Source organism: Streptomyces sp. NPDC127177 (assembly GCF_042672475.1).
Taxonomy (GTDB): domain Bacteria; phylum Actinomycetota; class Actinomycetes; order Streptomycetales; family Streptomycetaceae; genus Streptomyces.
In genome coordinates this window covers 73,007-87,823 of the sequence record NZ_JBHXUW010000035.1, presented here as the reverse complement: position 1 = coordinate 87,823, position 14,817 = coordinate 73,007, and the positions used below count along the sequence as shown (strand labels likewise).

Here is a 14,817-nt window from a genome sequence, read left to right as displayed (position 1 = left end):
CGGCCCCGCAACCCCAGCAACCTCACATCCGTCCGCGGCACCGACCTCCGGGACCACCGACGAACACGACGACGCACATCCCCCATTTGTGACATACGTCGAGGCTAACTACCCCGGAATACAGGCGTCTTGGGCCCCCGGACCCAAACACAGGGGCACCGAGAAGTCCGGTCGGAGCAGAGGCCCTGGCGCACGCGCGGCCGCGCGGCGTTCCCGTTGACCACTTGGGCCCAACTTTGGGGCCAAAGGCCCAGGTCACCCTGGCCGGGCCGCCGTACGCTCACGACATACCCGGTGGTCGGAGCGTGCCGGGGACAGACCGTGCAAGTGGACGTGGGAGAGGAAGAACCGTGAGTGGTGGCAGCGGCTGGGGAAGCGGAAACGCGGGCCACATACCTCCCGGACACGGTCCCGGCGGCAGATCCGACGGCGGTGGGGGCTCGCTCTTCCCACTGGTCCGTAGCTGGGCAGTCGGCGCCCTCGTCCATCTCGTCGCCGGGTATCTCCTCACGCGCGGACTCGTCGAACTGCTGGCCACCGACGAACGGCTCGACGTGTTCACCTGGCGCCTCGCCCTGGTGCACGTGCCCGCCATCATCACCACCGTGGTCGCGGTCCTGGCCGCTGCCCGTGTGCTGCCCGACGAGCAGCGCTCGTCCCGCCCGCTGTACGCGCTCGCCACGCTCACCGTCCCGGTGGTGGCACTCGGCTACGGGTACGCCGTGTCGTGGGACGTCGTGGGGACCGAGGATGTGCTGATGCCGGTCGTGGCGCTGGTGACCGGCGTGGCCGTGGGGCTGGCCGTCGACCGGCTGATGGAGGACGACGGTGTGCAGTCCCCCGCCCCTGGCTCGTACAACTGGCGCGACGGGGGTGCCACGGCGATGGAGTACCTCGGAGTGATCGTGCTCGTCGTGACGATGGCCGGCGGCATGACCATGGCCGGCGTCGGCGGCAGCATCGCGCACGCGTCGGAGCGGACATCTGTGAAGGGCACCGGGACGACGGGCGTCGTCGTGGCGGGCGTCCACTCGAAAGAGGTCCCGTTCTCCGTCCGGATCGCCACGGTGAAGTAGCGTCGCCGGCCCGAGCTGTGAGGCCGCCGGCGGGGCCCTGTTGTCGAGCAGATCTCGGAGCGTGTGTGCATGCAGGTTCTGCCCGGCGGAACGGCGACCTTCCTGCTGCTGTTCGGCCTCTTCCTCGGAGCTTTCGCCGTACGGTCCGCGCTGCGACTGAACCGGGTGCTGCACCTGGTCCGGCACGGCGAACACGCCGAGGGGCGCTGCGCGGACCGGCGCACGGTGGACCGGGGGCCGGGTATGCAGCGCGGTTACGCACCCGAGTACGTCTTCACGTTCCGCACCCGCGACGGCCGCGAGGTCGAGTTCACCGATCACTCCCCTGGCCCGTTCGGCTTCCGGGTAGGTGATCCGGTACGGGTTTCCTACGACCCGGCGGCCCCCGCGAAACGCGCCACGGTGGCCGGGCGCGGGGCCTGGGGCCCGGTGGTGATGCCCGCGGTGTTCGCGGTGGTGCTGGGAGCGTTCGCTGTGGGGCTGGTGCTCGGGTTCCTGGCGATGCGGGGGTGGGTCTGAGCGGGGCGGCTGAGCGGGGGCCGGTCCGCGCGGCGTGCGTCCCGCGCCCCTCGTCAGAACCTGTGGCGCGTCAGAACCTGTCGCGGTCGAAGGGCACGGCCAGCGGCTCCAGCGCACCGGCGGCGAACAACTGCCTGTTGGCCTCGACGACCGTCTCGACGGCGGGCGTCTGCGTACCGCCCCGGGTGAGGTCGATGACCAGGCCGCCGGCGTCTGTGCGTACGTACGTCCCCGGCAGCCCTTCGGGTGCGCGAGCCGCCCTGCCGGGCGAGAGGTAGACGGACCGGCCCCCGCGGGGCGTGCTCGCCCTCAGCCCGAACTCCGCCTTCACCGCCCGGTACTCGTCCGGGACGTAGGCCTCTCCCCAGTCGGCGTCCCAGCATTCGGCGAGCGCCACCAAGACGTCCGCCGAGCGGCGCAGCAGCTCGGCGGAGTCAGCCGAACCGGTGGACCTGAGTTTCACCACGCATGAGTCGGACACCCGGTTCGCCGAGCCACCCGCGTTGATCCCGACGACCGCGTTCACCGTTTCGAGCTGTCCCGCCCAGAGCGACGAGGTGTATCCGATGTAGGGCGCGTCGGGTTCCGGATTCGTGAGCTCCAGGTACTCCGCCACAGCGGCCACCTCGAGCTCGACCGGAGGCGCTGTCATATCGCCCTCCGACTCCGCCGCACGCCACGCTGCGGGGCCCAGCTCGTCCATCTCTGCCAGACTTCGCAGGAACCGCACCCAGCGCGTGGCGAGCTGCGCGGGACTCTCCTCCCGAACCCCCCACAACGCGTGGACCGTAACGCTCAGCACCTTGGTCTCCTCTCAGCGGTTCGGGCGCCTGGCTCAGGGCGCCACCGGCGTGTGCACCACACTAATGTCGAGGCCCCTGCTGTCGAACATGTCCTGGGCTGCCCTGGCCACATCAGGATCAGCGAAATGCCAGACCAGCGGCTTGCCCCGGGCCGCGTCGAGCTGCCGGGTCGCCTGCTTCACCCAGCGGTTCGTGGCCAGTGAGGTGAGCTCGCCCGTCGCCTCGTTGTAGAAGCGGGGGCCCCGGTAGCCCCACTTCGTCTCGATGAAGGTCTGCTTCGCGGAGTCCCAGCCGTCGAACTCGACGGGCTTGCCATCCAGTTCGTTGAGCGGGACCTCGTACTCCTTACCGCGCTTCACACCGGATATCTGCTCCTGGTACCGGGCGCCCATCTCCTGCGGATAGGCGTACGTGTCAGGGTTCTTCTTCTTCCATTTGCCGTCGCCGAGATCCTTCGTGCCCGCGCGCGGGTTCTTGAGACGGTCGTACCAGGACGGCTTCTCCATCTTCGTCAGACGCTTCTTCTCCGCCTCGCGCTTGGCCTGCTTGGCCGCCTTCTCGGCGTCCTCCGCGTCCTTGTCCGCCTTCTTGGCGGCTTCGACCTCCTCGGGTGTCGCCTCGCAGTCGCCCTCGGCACGGAACGCCACCGGCAGCTGGGTCCGCGGCGACCGTACGGCCGTGAGCGTGGCCGTCGCGGACGTGACGTGGACGGCACCGGGCGTGCCGGGAGCGGTCGCGGTGTTCAGGGAGGCCGCGGTGATCGTGGCGGTACCCGGCCGGGCGGGCCCGAAGGGTCCGGCTCCGACGGGGCAGCCCTTCTCCTTGACCTTCTTCCCGGCCTCGTCGGCGTGCTCGCGCGCCTCCTTGGCTGCCTTCTCCGCGCCTTCGACATCTCCAGCCTTGGCCAGCTTCTTGGCCTTCGCGGCGGCTTCCGACGCCTTCTGGGCCACTTCGCCGAGCTTGCCGAGTTTCCCGAGCTTGCCCAGCTTTCCGAACTTGCCGATCAGCTTGGCTTCGCCGTAACCGGGGATGAACAGAGAGCCGATGTTCCAGAGGCCCGTGCCGATCGCCTGGCCCTCGTTGCCCTCCTTCCACATGTCCCGGACCTCGTCGCCGATGAACATGTCGTCCGCGACCTTGAGCCCGGTGGAGCCCGACGCCTTGGTCCAGTCCCACGCGGCACCCAAGTAGTCGCCCTTGGACCACTTGTCGCCTGCGCCCTTCGAGTCCTTGGTCCACTGGTCGCCGAGGCTCTTGCCGTAGTCCTTGATGCCGTTCCACGCCTTGACGGGGTGGAAGACCGTGTCGACGGTTCCGGTGACATCACCCCAGAAACCGTCCGCGCCCACCCCCTTGAAGAAGCCGCCGGTCTGGTGCGCGGCGCAGGAGAAGAACGCGCCGACGCCGGAGGTGCAGCTCTCGCCGTCCTTCTTCTTGTCCTGGGTGCCGTCGTAGTCGCCGTAATCGGCATCCGGCCCCTGGGTGGGGTCGTAGTCGCCACCGTCGTCGACTTCACCGTCGCCGTCGCCGTCCTGGACAGCCGTATCGGTGCCGCCGCTGCCGCTGCCGCTGCCGGAGCTGCCGCCGCCTGAGCCGCTGCCGGAGCCGGAGCCGTCCGCGCCGCCGTCAGCGGTGCCGGAACCACCAGCGGCGGTGCCGCCCGCGCCGGATGCGGTGGAACCGTCCGCAGCACCATCCGCACCGGATCCGGTGGCACCGTCCGAGCCGGATCCGGTGGAGCCGCCCGAGCCACCCGCACCGGACGCGGTGGCGCCGCCGGCGCCCGTGCTGCCGTCCGACCCCCCGGCGGATTCGGTACCGCCCGCCGCGACGGATCCGCCCGTGTCCGATCCGCCGCTGGAAGCCGGTTCGTCACCGGCCACCACCTCGGAGCCGGGTGCCGGGCAGGCGCTGCCGGTGAGCGAGCAGATCGCGCTCTGGATGCCGCCGGTGATCCCGGCTCCGATACCGGTCGCCACCAGCCCGCCGATGAGGGCCACGACCACGAGGACCAGGCCCAGGTACTCCAGGGCCGTCTGGCCTCCGTCGCGGCGCCACCTGATCATGCGCGCGATGCTGAACGGACGTGGTGCCAAGCGGTGTTCAGGAGGGAGTTCGAACCAGTCGCGGGAACTCGCCCGGAACAGCAGCACGACGACGGCGAGCGGGATCACCAGCTGTGTGACGCCGCGTCCGCCGCCTCCCGCGCCGAGGGTCGCGAGCCCGCCGAGGGTCAGCCACAGGTACACGGCCAGGAGGCCGCGCCAGACCCAGATGCCGCCGGTCCGCACGTACAGCGAGAGCACGAACCCGACCACGCCCGGCAGGGCCGCGTACAGCAACAGCCCGAACAGTTCGCCGTCGACCTCGTTCACCGACGACGCCACGGTCAGCACACCGATGCCGCCCACAACCGCGAATACGAACAGGGCCCTGCTGAGCAGCAGAACCGCCCGCAGCGGCCCGGGGAGCGGCTGGCGCCCCGAGTTCGGAAGTACGGTGCCCCACGGAAACGCGATTCCACCTATGCCAGACACGATCGGTCCCCCACCCATCGCCACGCCGAATCACTTCGGCATCATTCTGCCGCCGGCCGACCCGATTAGTCTCGGCAGAATGTCCCGCACACGTCCCAATTCCGCTACCTGTGGGCGACTTCACTGCCGTAGACGACCCATGGCGACTGTTCGAACGAGCTGACACCCGACAACTGCGGTTGCATAGACGCTACTTCGGGGCGCACGGCCAGCGTGTCCGGCCAACAGTCGAAGTAGACATCCCCGTTGACGATGAAGCCCCGCCAGTCGGTGCCCGCCGAGGCGCCCTCACGGTCGAGGACGAAGCCGATGCAGAGGACCGAGGCCCTGCCTATCGCCTCCCGGATCGCGCGGACGACGGTCTCCTGTTCCTCCCGGCTCAGCCTGCCGAGGGCGAACTGCAGCACGACCGTGCCGTCGTCCGTCCGCCGGATCCGGGTGGGGATCTCGGCCCCGCTGCCCATCCAGAGCAGGAAGTCGACCTGGTCGAGTCTCTGCAGCCCTGCCAGGAGCACCAGTTGGTCCCGTGTCACCCATGACTGGGTTCCGGGTGGTTCGGCCCCCGGGCTGATGAGTGTGATGCGCCGGGTGACCGGGTGGGCCGGCCGCACCCCCGCCGCCTCCAGGTCACCGAGCAGCGACTCGGCGTCGGGGCGGTTCCAGCCCAGATGGTAGGAGTAGAAGAATCCGTCACTCATGACACCGCACCCCACAGGCTGCCGGAAGGCTCCGAGTTGGCCAATCACGAGCGTAATGAGCGACGCCGTCCGGGGCGTGGGCCCACGGACCCACGGGTGGACCCCAAGACGACCGCGCTGGTGGTGGCGGATCGCCGCCTAGACTCCTTCGCAGCCACATCAGCCCCAGCAGCGACGGAGAGAGCGGAGCCGATCCGTGACCATGTGGGTCCAACCAGTGCGCGGCGAGCAGGTGTTGGCATACTCCGACGGGATACGACGGACGTACGCCGAGGCCTTCGCCGGGCCTCCGTGGCACGAGGACCCGGCCATGGCCGACGGCTATGCGGAGCGGCTGGCGGAGGACGCGAAGCGCCCCGGCTTCGTCGCCGCGGTCGTCCTGAGCCGTGACGCACATGACGTGCGTGACGTGTGTGATGCACATGCTGCACGCGACGCACGTGACACACCCGCCGATGCCGAATCGGTCGTGGGGTTCGCCACGGCCTGGACCACTCCCGACCCGTTCCCCGCCTCACGCGGCTACTCGCGCGTCAGCGCGGCGCTGGGGCCCGCGCGGACGGCCGACTGGCTCGTCGGCGCGATCGAAGTGGACGAGCTGGCCCTCGGGCCTCGGGCCAGGGGGGCCGGTCTCGCCGCGGCCCTGCTGGAGTCCGTCACCGCCGCCGCACCCGAGGGCCGCTGCTGGCTGCTCACCTCTGCACGTGCCGAGCCGGCACTGCGCCTGTACCGGCGGCTCGGCTGGCGCCCGGCCTTCGCCCCGGTGGAGGGCTCCGACCTCGTGGCCTTCCTCGGACCGGACCACCCCGCGCCACGCCGCCGGCAACCGCCCCTGTGACCTTCAGTCGAAGGCGTCCCCGGCACGGTTAAGCGATGGACAGACGGCACACCGACCGCGATGGTGTACGGCGATGACACGCACCGATTCGCCTCCCGCCTGGGACGAGCGCACCCAGCTGACCACCTTCCTCGACTACTCCCGCGCGACCGCGCTGGCCAAGTGCGACGGCCTCGCGCAGGAGGACGCGCGCAGGGCCCCGCTGCCCGGTTCGCCCCTGATGACGATCGCGGGGCTGGTCAACCATCTCCGCTGGGTCGAGTACTACTGGTTCGAGGTGGTGTTCCTCGGCGGCGAGGACGAAGGCCCCTGGACCGATGAGGACCCCGACCGCGAGATGCGCATCGCCGTCGACATGCCGCTCGCCGACGTGCTGACGGAGTACGAGCAGCAGTCCGCCCGCTACCGGGAGCTCGTCGCCGCCCATGACCTGGACGCCACGGCCGAGCTTCCGCGCATCGAGGGCCGGCACCCCGATCTGCGCTGGATCGTGCTCCACCTCATCGAGGAGATCTCCCGGCACAACGGCCACATCGACATCATCCGGGAGATCGTCGACGGCAGCACGGGATCCTGAACGCCGTCGGGCGCGCCGGTGCGGAGCAGGTCGCGGACCCGGCCCCGCCCGGCCTCTCCCCGATGCGGGGGCCCGGGCCGGCGTCGGCCGCCCGGCCATCACGGTGTGCGGCGCGCTTCAGGAACCGCCGCTCCGTGCCCGCGCCAGTTCCACGTTGAACTGCGCGCCCGTCAGCAGCGCCAGGTTGGTGAACCACACCCAGATCAGGAAGACCACCAGCCCGGCCAGGGACCCGTACAGCCGGCTGTAGGAGCTGATGTACGTCGCGTACACGGCGAATCCCGCCGAGGCGACCAGCCACAGGAGCGCCGCCAGGACCCCGCCGGGCAGCGACTGCCGGGAGCCGCGCGCCGAGACCGGCCCGGTCCTGAAGAGGACCATGATCAGGCAGGCGACCAGACAGAGCAGCACGGGCCATTTCAGTACCTCCCACACCGCGTCGCCCAGATGTGCCAGGCCCACCCGATGCCCCAGCCAGCGGGCCAGCGGGCCGGAGAGCACGAGGGCGAAGGCACTCGTCATCAGGAGCAGCAGCAGCCCGATCGCGGTCGCCACGATGATGTGCGCCTTGCGGAGGGCGGGGCGGGTGTCGTGCACCCCGTGCATCGCGTGCAGCGCCCGCCGGAACACGGCCAGATAGCTGGACGCGGACCAGACCGCGCTGACGGTGCCGGTCGCGACCAGCAGCCAGACCGCGGTCCGCTGCTGCGTGGCGGCCTCCAGCGGCTGGCGCAGGGCGGCGCCGGACTCCGCCGGGGCGAAGGCGGTGATGTCGGCGATCAGTGCGTTCGTGGCCCGGGGATTGGCCAGCCCGATGACGGACACCGTCACCAGGAGCGCCGGGAGCAGCGCGAGGATGGCGTAGTACGTCAGGGCCGCCGCCCAGTCCGAGATGTCGTCGTTCCACAAGGAGACGGGCGTCCGCCGCAGTGCGACGGGCCATCGCCGCGCGGGCCGGGGCAGCCCGGCGGGCCGGGGCCGCGCCCCGGTGACGGTATCGCTGATCTTGCTGAACACGGTTGAGGCTCCGGGGACGTAGGTGGGCGGATGTTCGAGTCGGCGGGCCGAGCGAGCAGGTCGGCGCGGTCGGGCGCCTCCCGCTGCATGGACACAGGGGGACGCGGGAGACGCCGCGTACCGCCTATCCTCTTCTGCTCCGGTTCGCCGCCGGTACTCAGGTTCATCCCGCCGGTCTGCCCGTGGACGGTCGGGCAGCCGGATAACGTCGACATCCCGCACCTACCGCAAGCGCCCCCGTCGCCCCGTCGCCTCCGCCCTGTCGCCCCTGTCAGTCCCCTCCGTCCCGTCCGTCCTGCACGTCCCCTTCGAAGGAGCCGCTCCGATGACCAGCGCGCGGGTACGCCGTGTCGAAGTACCGCAGACGGCCCTGACCGTCGGGGCCGGGGGCGGGGCCGCCTACGCCTCGGCCTTCGAGCTTCCGTCGGCCCAGGCCCGTGCCCGTACCCCTGAGCAGTGGGCACGCGCCGCGTTCGAGGGTGCGCCGGCGCCGCTGCGCGGCATGCTGGTGCTGGGCTGGCGCTTCGCGCTCGGCCTGCGGCTGGGTCCGCGCCCGTCGCCGGGCCATGTGCTGGGCTGGCCCGTCGCCGAGACCGGACCCGACGCCGTCGCTCTCGAAGCGCGCTCCGGCCTGATCACCGCACGGAACGTCGTGACCGTGAGCGCCACGGGCGTCGTCTGGTCCACCTTCGTACGCTACGAAAGCCGCATCGCGCGGCCGGTGTGGGCGGCGATCGCCCCCGTACACCACCTGGCGATCCCGTACCTCCTCGCCCGGGCGAACCGTCGTCCGCACCCCTCCGGGCCGGGCTGAGGCGGCGGGGAGGCCGGGAACGTCATTCCAGGAGCCGTTCCCGCAGCCGGGCGATCAGCCCTTCGTCGATCCCGAGGTGCCCGGTCGCGTACGCGTGCACCGAGCCGTATTCGGCGTTCAGGTCGGCGAGGAACAGCCGCATGACCTCCTGCGGCGCCCGCCCGTAGCCGGGCCACTTCATGGTCCGGTCCGGGTTGGCCGCCCGCCAGTCCGCGAGCAGGCGCTCGGTGGCCAGTTCGGTGAGTGCGAAGTCCTCGGCTACGACGTCCTCATCGACGCCCAGGAGCACGAGCACCAGGCCGGCGAGCAGGCCGGTGCGGTCCTTGCCCGAGGCGCAGTGGAAGACCTGCGGGGCGTCCTCGGAGGCGATGGTCTCCAGCGCCTGCCTCAGCTCCACCGCACCGTCGAGGGCCACCTCCGCGTACCGGTCGGCGAGGAAGCGCCACGGATCGAGGGCGGGGTCGATCTCCGCCTGGTCGTAGGGGCGGTGCTCCACGCTGAGATTGACGTACACGAGCCCGTCGGAGGCGGGCACACGGCCCTTGGCCTCGATCTCCCACGGGTAGCGGAGATCGATCACGGTACGTATCCCCAGGGCGCGGAAGCGCTCCAGGTCGGCTCCCTGGAGCTTGGCCAGCGAGTCCGACCGGTACAGCCGCTCCCAGCGCAGGGTGCGGCCGTCCCGGGTGCGATAGCCGCCCAGGTCGCGGAAGTTGTGCAGGCGCTCGAATTCCATGTGTCGATTCACGCCGACACACTAGGGGGCTGCCCCGTGATACCTGGCGGGCGCACGACACCGGCCGGTGAGGCCGGTCCTCAGCACCGTTCCTGGATGCGGGCGGTGAGCAGGTTCGGGTCCCGCTGTGTGACGTAGGCGGCCGACGGCACGTACACCGTGTCGCCGCGCACGGCGACGGCCGTGGGGTTCTGCAGTCCGTCCCGGGCGCCGAGCACGATGGTGTGGGTGCCGTCGGGCTCGATCAGGGCGACCTCGTCCGACTGGTTGAGGGCTGCGAGGATCCGGTCGCCGCGGCCGGTGAAGGTGAAGTCGTCGATTCCGGCGAGCTGTTCGGCCACGACCTCGGCGCGACCGGCCGAGCCGTCCCTCCGCACGGGGTAGCGGACCACGGTGCCCTTGTCCAGGTTGGACGCCCAGACCGAACCGTTGTGCACCTTGAGGCCGTTGGCGCCGAGGAACCCGGTCGAGGCCAGCTCCGGCCCGTCCGCCCAGAGGGTCGCCCGGCCGCCTCGGGCCGGCACGCGCCGGATGACGCCGTGGACGGAGTCGGTGATGTAGAGCAGGCCGGAGTCCAGCGCGAGGCCGTTCGGCAGCCCGTCGGCCGGCAGTGCGGCGATCCGTTCCGGGGTGCCGCCGGGGGTGAGCCGCCAGACGCCGGTGAGGTCGGCGGTGCCGGTTGCGTACAGGAAGTACAGCGTGCCGTGCGCATCCCGGACCAGGCCGGTGACCAGGGGGAAGCCGAGCACCGGGGTGTTGACGCCGTCGTCGGCCGGTGCCGGCAGGGTCGCGAGCACCCGGACCTTCCCGTTGCCCTCGATCCGGGCGATCTGCCGTGCGGCGGAGAGGGTCAGGTCGATGCTGCCGTTGGGCTCCAGGACGATGTTCTCCGGCATCTCACCGCCGTCCAGGTCGAAGTGCTGGGTGATCCGGGCGTGGGACAGCGGCGCCGTGGCGGCCGTTGCCGGACCGGGTGCTCCGATCGCGAGCGAGGCGGTCGCGATGGCGGCTACCAGCATGTTCCTTGCGAACTTCGATGACATGTTGCGTCCTTGCGTCGATGAGGGCTGTGGGGTGCGCGACCGAGCGGCGCCGGGCCACTGTGCGTCCGGCCGCCGGTCGGCAACCAGCCCCGGCTCTGCCTATCCCTGCCAGGGGCAGGCTCCGTAAGTCCGGACGCCGGATACTCGGGGTCATGGACGCACACGGACAGCTCGGCGCCTTCCTCCAGGCGCGGCGGGCCCAGTTGCAGCCCCAGGACGTCGGGCTGCCGGACTACGGGGACCGTCGGCGGGTCCCGGGGCTACGGCGTGAGGAACTGGCCCTGCTCGCGGGCGTCAGCTCCTCCTACTACACGCGCCTGGAGCAGGGCGCCTCCTGTCACGCGTCCGTGGAGGTGCTGGACGCGATCGCCCGGGCGCTGTGTCTGGAGGAGACGGAACGGCTGCACCTGCGCGACCTCGCCACCGCCTGCCGCCACCGTGGCACGGTCCGCCGCCCGCCTCCCGAGCGGCTCTCCCCGGCCGTGCGCGACCTGGTGCGGTCGCTGGACGAGGTCCCCGTCGTGGTGACCGGTCGGCGCAGCGACGTACTGGCCTGGAACACGACGGGACACGCGCTGCTGGCCGGGCATGTGGACCCGGCAGGTCCGGATCGCCCGGCGGACCGTCCGAACATGGCCCGGCTGGTCTTCCTGGACGCCCACATCCGTGAGCTCTACGTGGACTGGACGGCGAAGGCCCGGGCCGTGGTCGGCAATCTGCGGCTGGTCGCGGGGAGACATCCGCAAGATGCCCGCCTGACGTCGCTCATCGGTGAACTGACGACCAGGAGCCCCGAGTTCGCGCGCATGTGGGCCGATCACCGGGTGCGTGCGTGCGATTCGGCCGAGTACGAGCTGCGGCATCCGCTCGTCGGGTCCCTGACGGTCAGGCAGCAGACGCTGACCGTCCCGTCCGGACCGGAGCAGTCCCTGGTCATGGTGACCGCCACTCCCGGCTCGGCCTCCCGGGCCGCTCTCGGGCTCCTCGCCCAGGTCACCGCGGCCGGGGCGGAGCCCGGGACCGTCGCAGCGCCGGTGCGGCGGGCGGCCGTCACACGGGGGAGGTGAGCGCGGACCGGCTCATCGCGGCGCGCGGTAGTGGTCGGCGACGGCGGTGAACGCGGCCTTCGGCTCCCACGGCAGTCCCGGATAGACCGCCCCCACGCGGTCCGCGCAGCCGTCCTCGTAGACCTTGACGATGCCGTAGCTCGCCAGGTCCAGGTCGTCCCGGGGATCGCCGTCGGGCCGGTGCACATGGTCGTACAGGGCGAAGGTGAACACGAAGGCGCTGTCGACACCCCCGGCCTCGAAGGCCTCCAGCAGTTCACGGAGGTACGTGGCCTGACCGGCCTCGTCGCGGGCGTACCTGCCGTTCAGGCGTACGGGCCCGGCGTCCTTGCCGTACTCGACGATGTCCAGGCCCTCCGCGCCCCGGCCCCCCGCGCCCAGGTATCCGGCCGAACCGAACTCCGTGATCGCGACCGGCTTCCCCCGGGCGAGAGCGCCGAGGTCGCGGATGCCGTCGGCGAACCGGTCGGCGACCGCGGCCGAGCGGTAGAGGTCCAGGGACACGATGTCGAAGGGGGCCCAGTCGACGCGCTCCAACGGCACGGCCGCGTAGGTCACCCTGCCGCCGAAGCGCTCGCGCACGAGCGCCACCGCCTCGCCGAGGAAGTCGTTGACGCGCGCGCTCACCTCACCGAACGGGAAGTCGGGCCCGCGGAGTGACGCGACCCGTTCCTCCGTGCTGTCGCCCGGCAGGAATCCCCTGTCCATCAGGCTCAGTTCGGCGCCGGTGACGAACACGACCTCGGCCCCTCGGAGCCGGATCCGCTCGGCGCGATCGGCGCAGTCGGCGAACAGCGACAGCATCGCGTCGGTGCTCAGCTCCAGGGGGTAGGGCGAGAACCACACCTCGAGGCCGAGGTCCGCCGCATACGCCGCCGCGAGCTCCACCCGGTCCGGATCGCCGCCCATGACACGGACCGCGTTGCAGTGCAGGTCGTCACGGATGACGCGCAGCTCGTGCCGGACCTGCGCCGGATCGAAGGACTTGCGGGACGTCGCCCCGCCGCGGACGAACCCGGTGTCGTAACTGATTCCCCTGGCCCGCATATCCCGCACCCTCTCCCGACCTGGCTCTCACACCATCACTTACGGTACCGACCGTACCCTATTTGCCGCCTGCCGGGAACGGTCCGCAGAATGGCAAGGTACGAGCGGTACCGCTAGCAGGAGGCGCCATGGCAGACGACGCGACGGGTCAGCCGGGCGCCGGGCAGCAGACACGGCGACGCGGGGCCGTCCTGGAGGAGGCGATCCTCGGCGCCGCCGTGGCCGAGCTCACCGAGTCCGGATATGCCGCCCTGACCATGGACAAGGTCGCCGCCCGCGCGGGCACCAACAAGAACGCCATCTACCGCCGCTGGCCGAACCGCCTCGCCCTCGGCATCGCCGCCTACCGGCAACTGGCCAGGGCGGTCCAGCCCCCGGACACCGGCACGCTGCGCGGCGACGCCCTCGAACTGCTGCGCCGGGCGAACCGCAACTGGAGCTCCCCGTTCGGCGCGATCCTGCGGGAGCTGCTCTCAGCGGCGGGCGGCGCCGCCGAACTCCTGGCACAGCTCCAGGACCAGTCCGGCGACGCCGCGGCCGCCCCGTGGCTGACCGTCATCGGCCGCGCGGTCGCCCGCGGCGAGGCCTCCCCGGAGGCGCTTCACCCCAGGGTCGCCACCGTGGCCATGGTCCTGCTGCGCAACGAATTCGTCGTACGCGGGGTCCCCACCGCACCGGACGACGTCCTGGTCGAGATCATCGACGAGGTGTACCTGCCGCTGGTACGGCGGCGGGGCCGGGCGGCCACGGAACATCGGCCAGGAGCGGAATGAGCTCCGACTCCTCGTAGTCGAGGTGCGCGTTCAACTCGTCCGACATCCGGTCCAACTCCGCGCGGAAACGCTTCGGTTCGGCGACCCCGAGGCCGGCCAGCAGCTCCACGAGGGCGCTCTGGACGCGCGCGACGGTGCGGTGTTCGTCCCTGAGCCGGTCGAAGGTGTCGCCCAGGTCGGGATGGTGGTGCGCGATCCCGGGGAACAGGTGCCCGTCCTCACTGACGTGGTGGAACTCCAGGGCCTGGCAGAACGCCAGGCAGCGCTGCCTGATCTGCAGCCCGAGGCTCGGTGCCGGCGGCTCACCCGGCCCCTGGTGCGCCGCGCCGGCGGCGAAGTGGGCGTCCGCTTCCACCTTCACGTGGCGCAACTGGTCCCGCAGCCACGTGTGCACCTCCATGAGCTTGTCCGCGAGAGTGCGCACCTCACCCGGGCCGACCCATCCGTCGGGCTCGGCGCGTTCCAGCACGACGATCGGGAGGACCCGGTCGGTCCGGGCCTGGTAGTCGCCGTAGCCGGGCGCCGACCGCACCACGTGCGCGAAGAGTTCGTCCCGCCGCTCCCCCTCGGCGGGAACGGCGAGGGCCTGAAAGGTACGGGTTCCGACCTCCACCCGCACCACGGGGTGGGCCAGCAGGTTGTGGTACCAGGCGGGGTGATGCGGCGTGCCCAGATTGGAGCCGACGAGCAGGAGCAGCTCGCCGTGCCGGACGTACCCGAGAGGTGTGGTCCGCTCGGCCCCGGACCGGGCACCAGTGGTCGTCAGCAGGAGGAGGTCCGCGCCCTCGAAGGGGCCACCGACCCTTCCCTCGTTGGCGCGGAACTCCTCGATGACGGACTGGTCGAAAGATGTGGGCATACGGATGCGAATCTCCGGAAGCGTGAATGAGCCCGCAGCACGGCGGACTTGGCGTGTGATGAGGCACGCGCGTACGGCACGTGTCCACGTACGTACGCGGGACGAGAGGCGAACGCGAGCGCGACCGCTCGGCCGCGGCCGCGGCCGTGAAACCTCCACTCCCGGACGGAGCGGGGCGGGGTAGGGCGGCGAGGACGGCTGGCCGACGGGCGGCTGCGTTACGTCAGATGCAGGGCGCGGAGTATGAACTCATGACGGACCCCTCAGTGAAGGGTGCTCACCCGATCACCGGTCAGCCCACTGCTCTTTGACCGGCGTCACGTGGCACCGGTGCAATTACACGCACCCCGCGACGCCCTGTCAACGCCCGACGCCCGGCGGACGGTTCGCCCCCCCAACGGGGGGGGGGAGTC

The 14,817-nt window shown here is 71.3% G+C and carries 15 protein-coding genes; 7 read left to right on the top strand and 8 right to left on the bottom strand.

The window, feature by feature from the left end; translation table 11 throughout:
• Positions 1-350 precede the first annotated feature (350 nt).
• Together ACFVJX_RS22145 and ACFVJX_RS22140 are read left to right on the top strand one after the other, a co-directional pair.
• Positions 351-1,076 carry a hypothetical protein gene (locus tag ACFVJX_RS22145; RefSeq protein WP_384128583.1) on the top strand — a complete coding sequence of 242 codons (726 nt, stop codon included), beginning with the start codon at positions 351-353 and terminating at the stop codon, positions 1,074-1,076.
• A 69-nt stretch (positions 1,077-1,145) separates the two neighbouring features.
• Positions 1,146-1,595 (top strand): DUF3592 domain-containing protein, encoded by a 450-nt coding sequence (locus ACFVJX_RS22140; RefSeq protein WP_384128585.1) that lies wholly within the window; start codon positions 1,146-1,148, stop codon positions 1,593-1,595.
• Between the two features lie 70 nt (positions 1,596-1,665).
• On the opposite strand, the gene ACFVJX_RS22135 is transcribed toward ACFVJX_RS22140, so the two are convergent.
• The 3 genes from ACFVJX_RS22135 to ACFVJX_RS22125 form a co-directional block, all read right to left on the bottom strand.
• Positions 1,666-2,397 (bottom strand): Imm52 family immunity protein, encoded by a 732-nt coding sequence (locus tag ACFVJX_RS22135; protein ID WP_384128587.1) that lies wholly within the window; start codon positions 2,395-2,397, stop codon positions 1,666-1,668.
• Between the two features lie 33 nt (positions 2,398-2,430).
• On the bottom strand, positions 2,431-4,935 hold the full coding sequence (locus ACFVJX_RS22130; RefSeq protein WP_384128589.1) for a Tox-REase-5 domain-containing protein: 2,505 nt from the start codon (positions 4,933-4,935) through the stop codon (positions 2,431-2,433).
• 104 nt (positions 4,936-5,039) lie between these two features.
• On the bottom strand, positions 5,040-5,633 hold the full coding sequence (locus ACFVJX_RS22125) for a hypothetical protein (protein ID WP_384128591.1): 594 nt from the start codon (positions 5,631-5,633) through the stop codon (positions 5,040-5,042).
• Between the two features lie 202 nt (positions 5,634-5,835).
• On the opposite strand from ACFVJX_RS22125, the gene ACFVJX_RS22120 reads away from it, so the two are divergent.
• Together ACFVJX_RS22120 and ACFVJX_RS22115 are read left to right on the top strand one after the other, a co-directional pair.
• A complete protein-coding gene (locus ACFVJX_RS22120) occupies positions 5,836-6,471 on the top strand; it encodes a GNAT family N-acetyltransferase (RefSeq protein ID WP_384128736.1) in 636 nt (211 codons plus the stop codon).
• Positions 6,472-6,544: 73 nt separating this feature from the next.
• The gene (locus tag ACFVJX_RS22115) at positions 6,545-7,048 is read left to right on the top strand and encodes a DinB family protein (RefSeq protein WP_384128593.1); all 504 of its coding nucleotides are present in this window, start codon (positions 6,545-6,547) and stop codon (positions 7,046-7,048) included.
• A 117-nt stretch (positions 7,049-7,165) separates the two neighbouring features.
• Here the strand turns inward: ACFVJX_RS22115 and ACFVJX_RS22110 are convergent, their stop codons facing one another.
• A complete protein-coding gene (locus tag ACFVJX_RS22110) occupies positions 7,166-8,065 on the bottom strand; it encodes a YihY/virulence factor BrkB family protein (RefSeq protein WP_384128595.1) in 900 nt (299 codons plus the stop codon).
• Positions 8,066-8,390: 325 nt separating this feature from the next.
• Here ACFVJX_RS22110 and ACFVJX_RS22105 point away from each other — a divergent pair, with 325 nt between their 5' ends.
• The gene (locus ACFVJX_RS22105; RefSeq protein WP_384128597.1) at positions 8,391-8,879 is read left to right on the top strand and encodes a DUF2867 domain-containing protein; all 489 of its coding nucleotides are present in this window, start codon (positions 8,391-8,393) and stop codon (positions 8,877-8,879) included.
• A gap of 22 nt (positions 8,880-8,901) precedes the next feature.
• On the opposite strand, the gene ACFVJX_RS22100 is transcribed toward ACFVJX_RS22105, so the two are convergent.
• A complete protein-coding gene (locus ACFVJX_RS22100; protein ID WP_384128599.1) occupies positions 8,902-9,627 on the bottom strand; it encodes a tyrosine-protein phosphatase in 726 nt (241 codons plus the stop codon).
• Positions 9,628-9,695: 68 nt separating this feature from the next.
• Complete coding sequence (locus ACFVJX_RS22095; RefSeq protein WP_384128601.1) at positions 9,696-10,658, bottom strand: SMP-30/gluconolactonase/LRE family protein; 963 nt, start codon at positions 10,656-10,658, stop codon at positions 9,696-9,698.
• 152 nt (positions 10,659-10,810) lie between these two features.
• Between ACFVJX_RS22095 and ACFVJX_RS22090 the strand changes: the two genes are divergently transcribed.
• On the top strand, positions 10,811-11,725 hold the full coding sequence (locus ACFVJX_RS22090; RefSeq protein ID WP_384128604.1) for a helix-turn-helix domain-containing protein: 915 nt from the start codon (positions 10,811-10,813) through the stop codon (positions 11,723-11,725).
• 12 nt (positions 11,726-11,737) lie between these two features.
• Here ACFVJX_RS22090 and ACFVJX_RS22085 read toward each other — a convergent pair whose 3' ends face one another.
• Positions 11,738-12,772, bottom strand: coding sequence for a hypothetical protein (locus ACFVJX_RS22085; protein ID WP_384128606.1), 1,035 nt, complete (start codon positions 12,770-12,772; stop codon positions 11,738-11,740).
• A gap of 128 nt (positions 12,773-12,900) precedes the next feature.
• On the opposite strand from ACFVJX_RS22085, the gene ACFVJX_RS22080 reads away from it, so the two are divergent.
• Positions 12,901-13,545 carry a TetR/AcrR family transcriptional regulator gene (locus tag ACFVJX_RS22080; RefSeq protein ID WP_384128609.1) on the top strand — a complete coding sequence of 215 codons (645 nt, stop codon included), beginning with the start codon at positions 12,901-12,903 and terminating at the stop codon, positions 13,543-13,545.
• On the opposite strand, the gene ACFVJX_RS22075 is transcribed toward ACFVJX_RS22080, so the two are convergent.
• On the bottom strand, positions 13,469-14,404 hold the full coding sequence (locus ACFVJX_RS22075) for a nitroreductase/quinone reductase family protein (protein WP_384128611.1): 936 nt from the start codon (positions 14,402-14,404) through the stop codon (positions 13,469-13,471). The genes ACFVJX_RS22080 and ACFVJX_RS22075 overlap by 77 nt on opposite strands.
• Positions 14,405-14,817 lie beyond the last annotated feature (413 nt).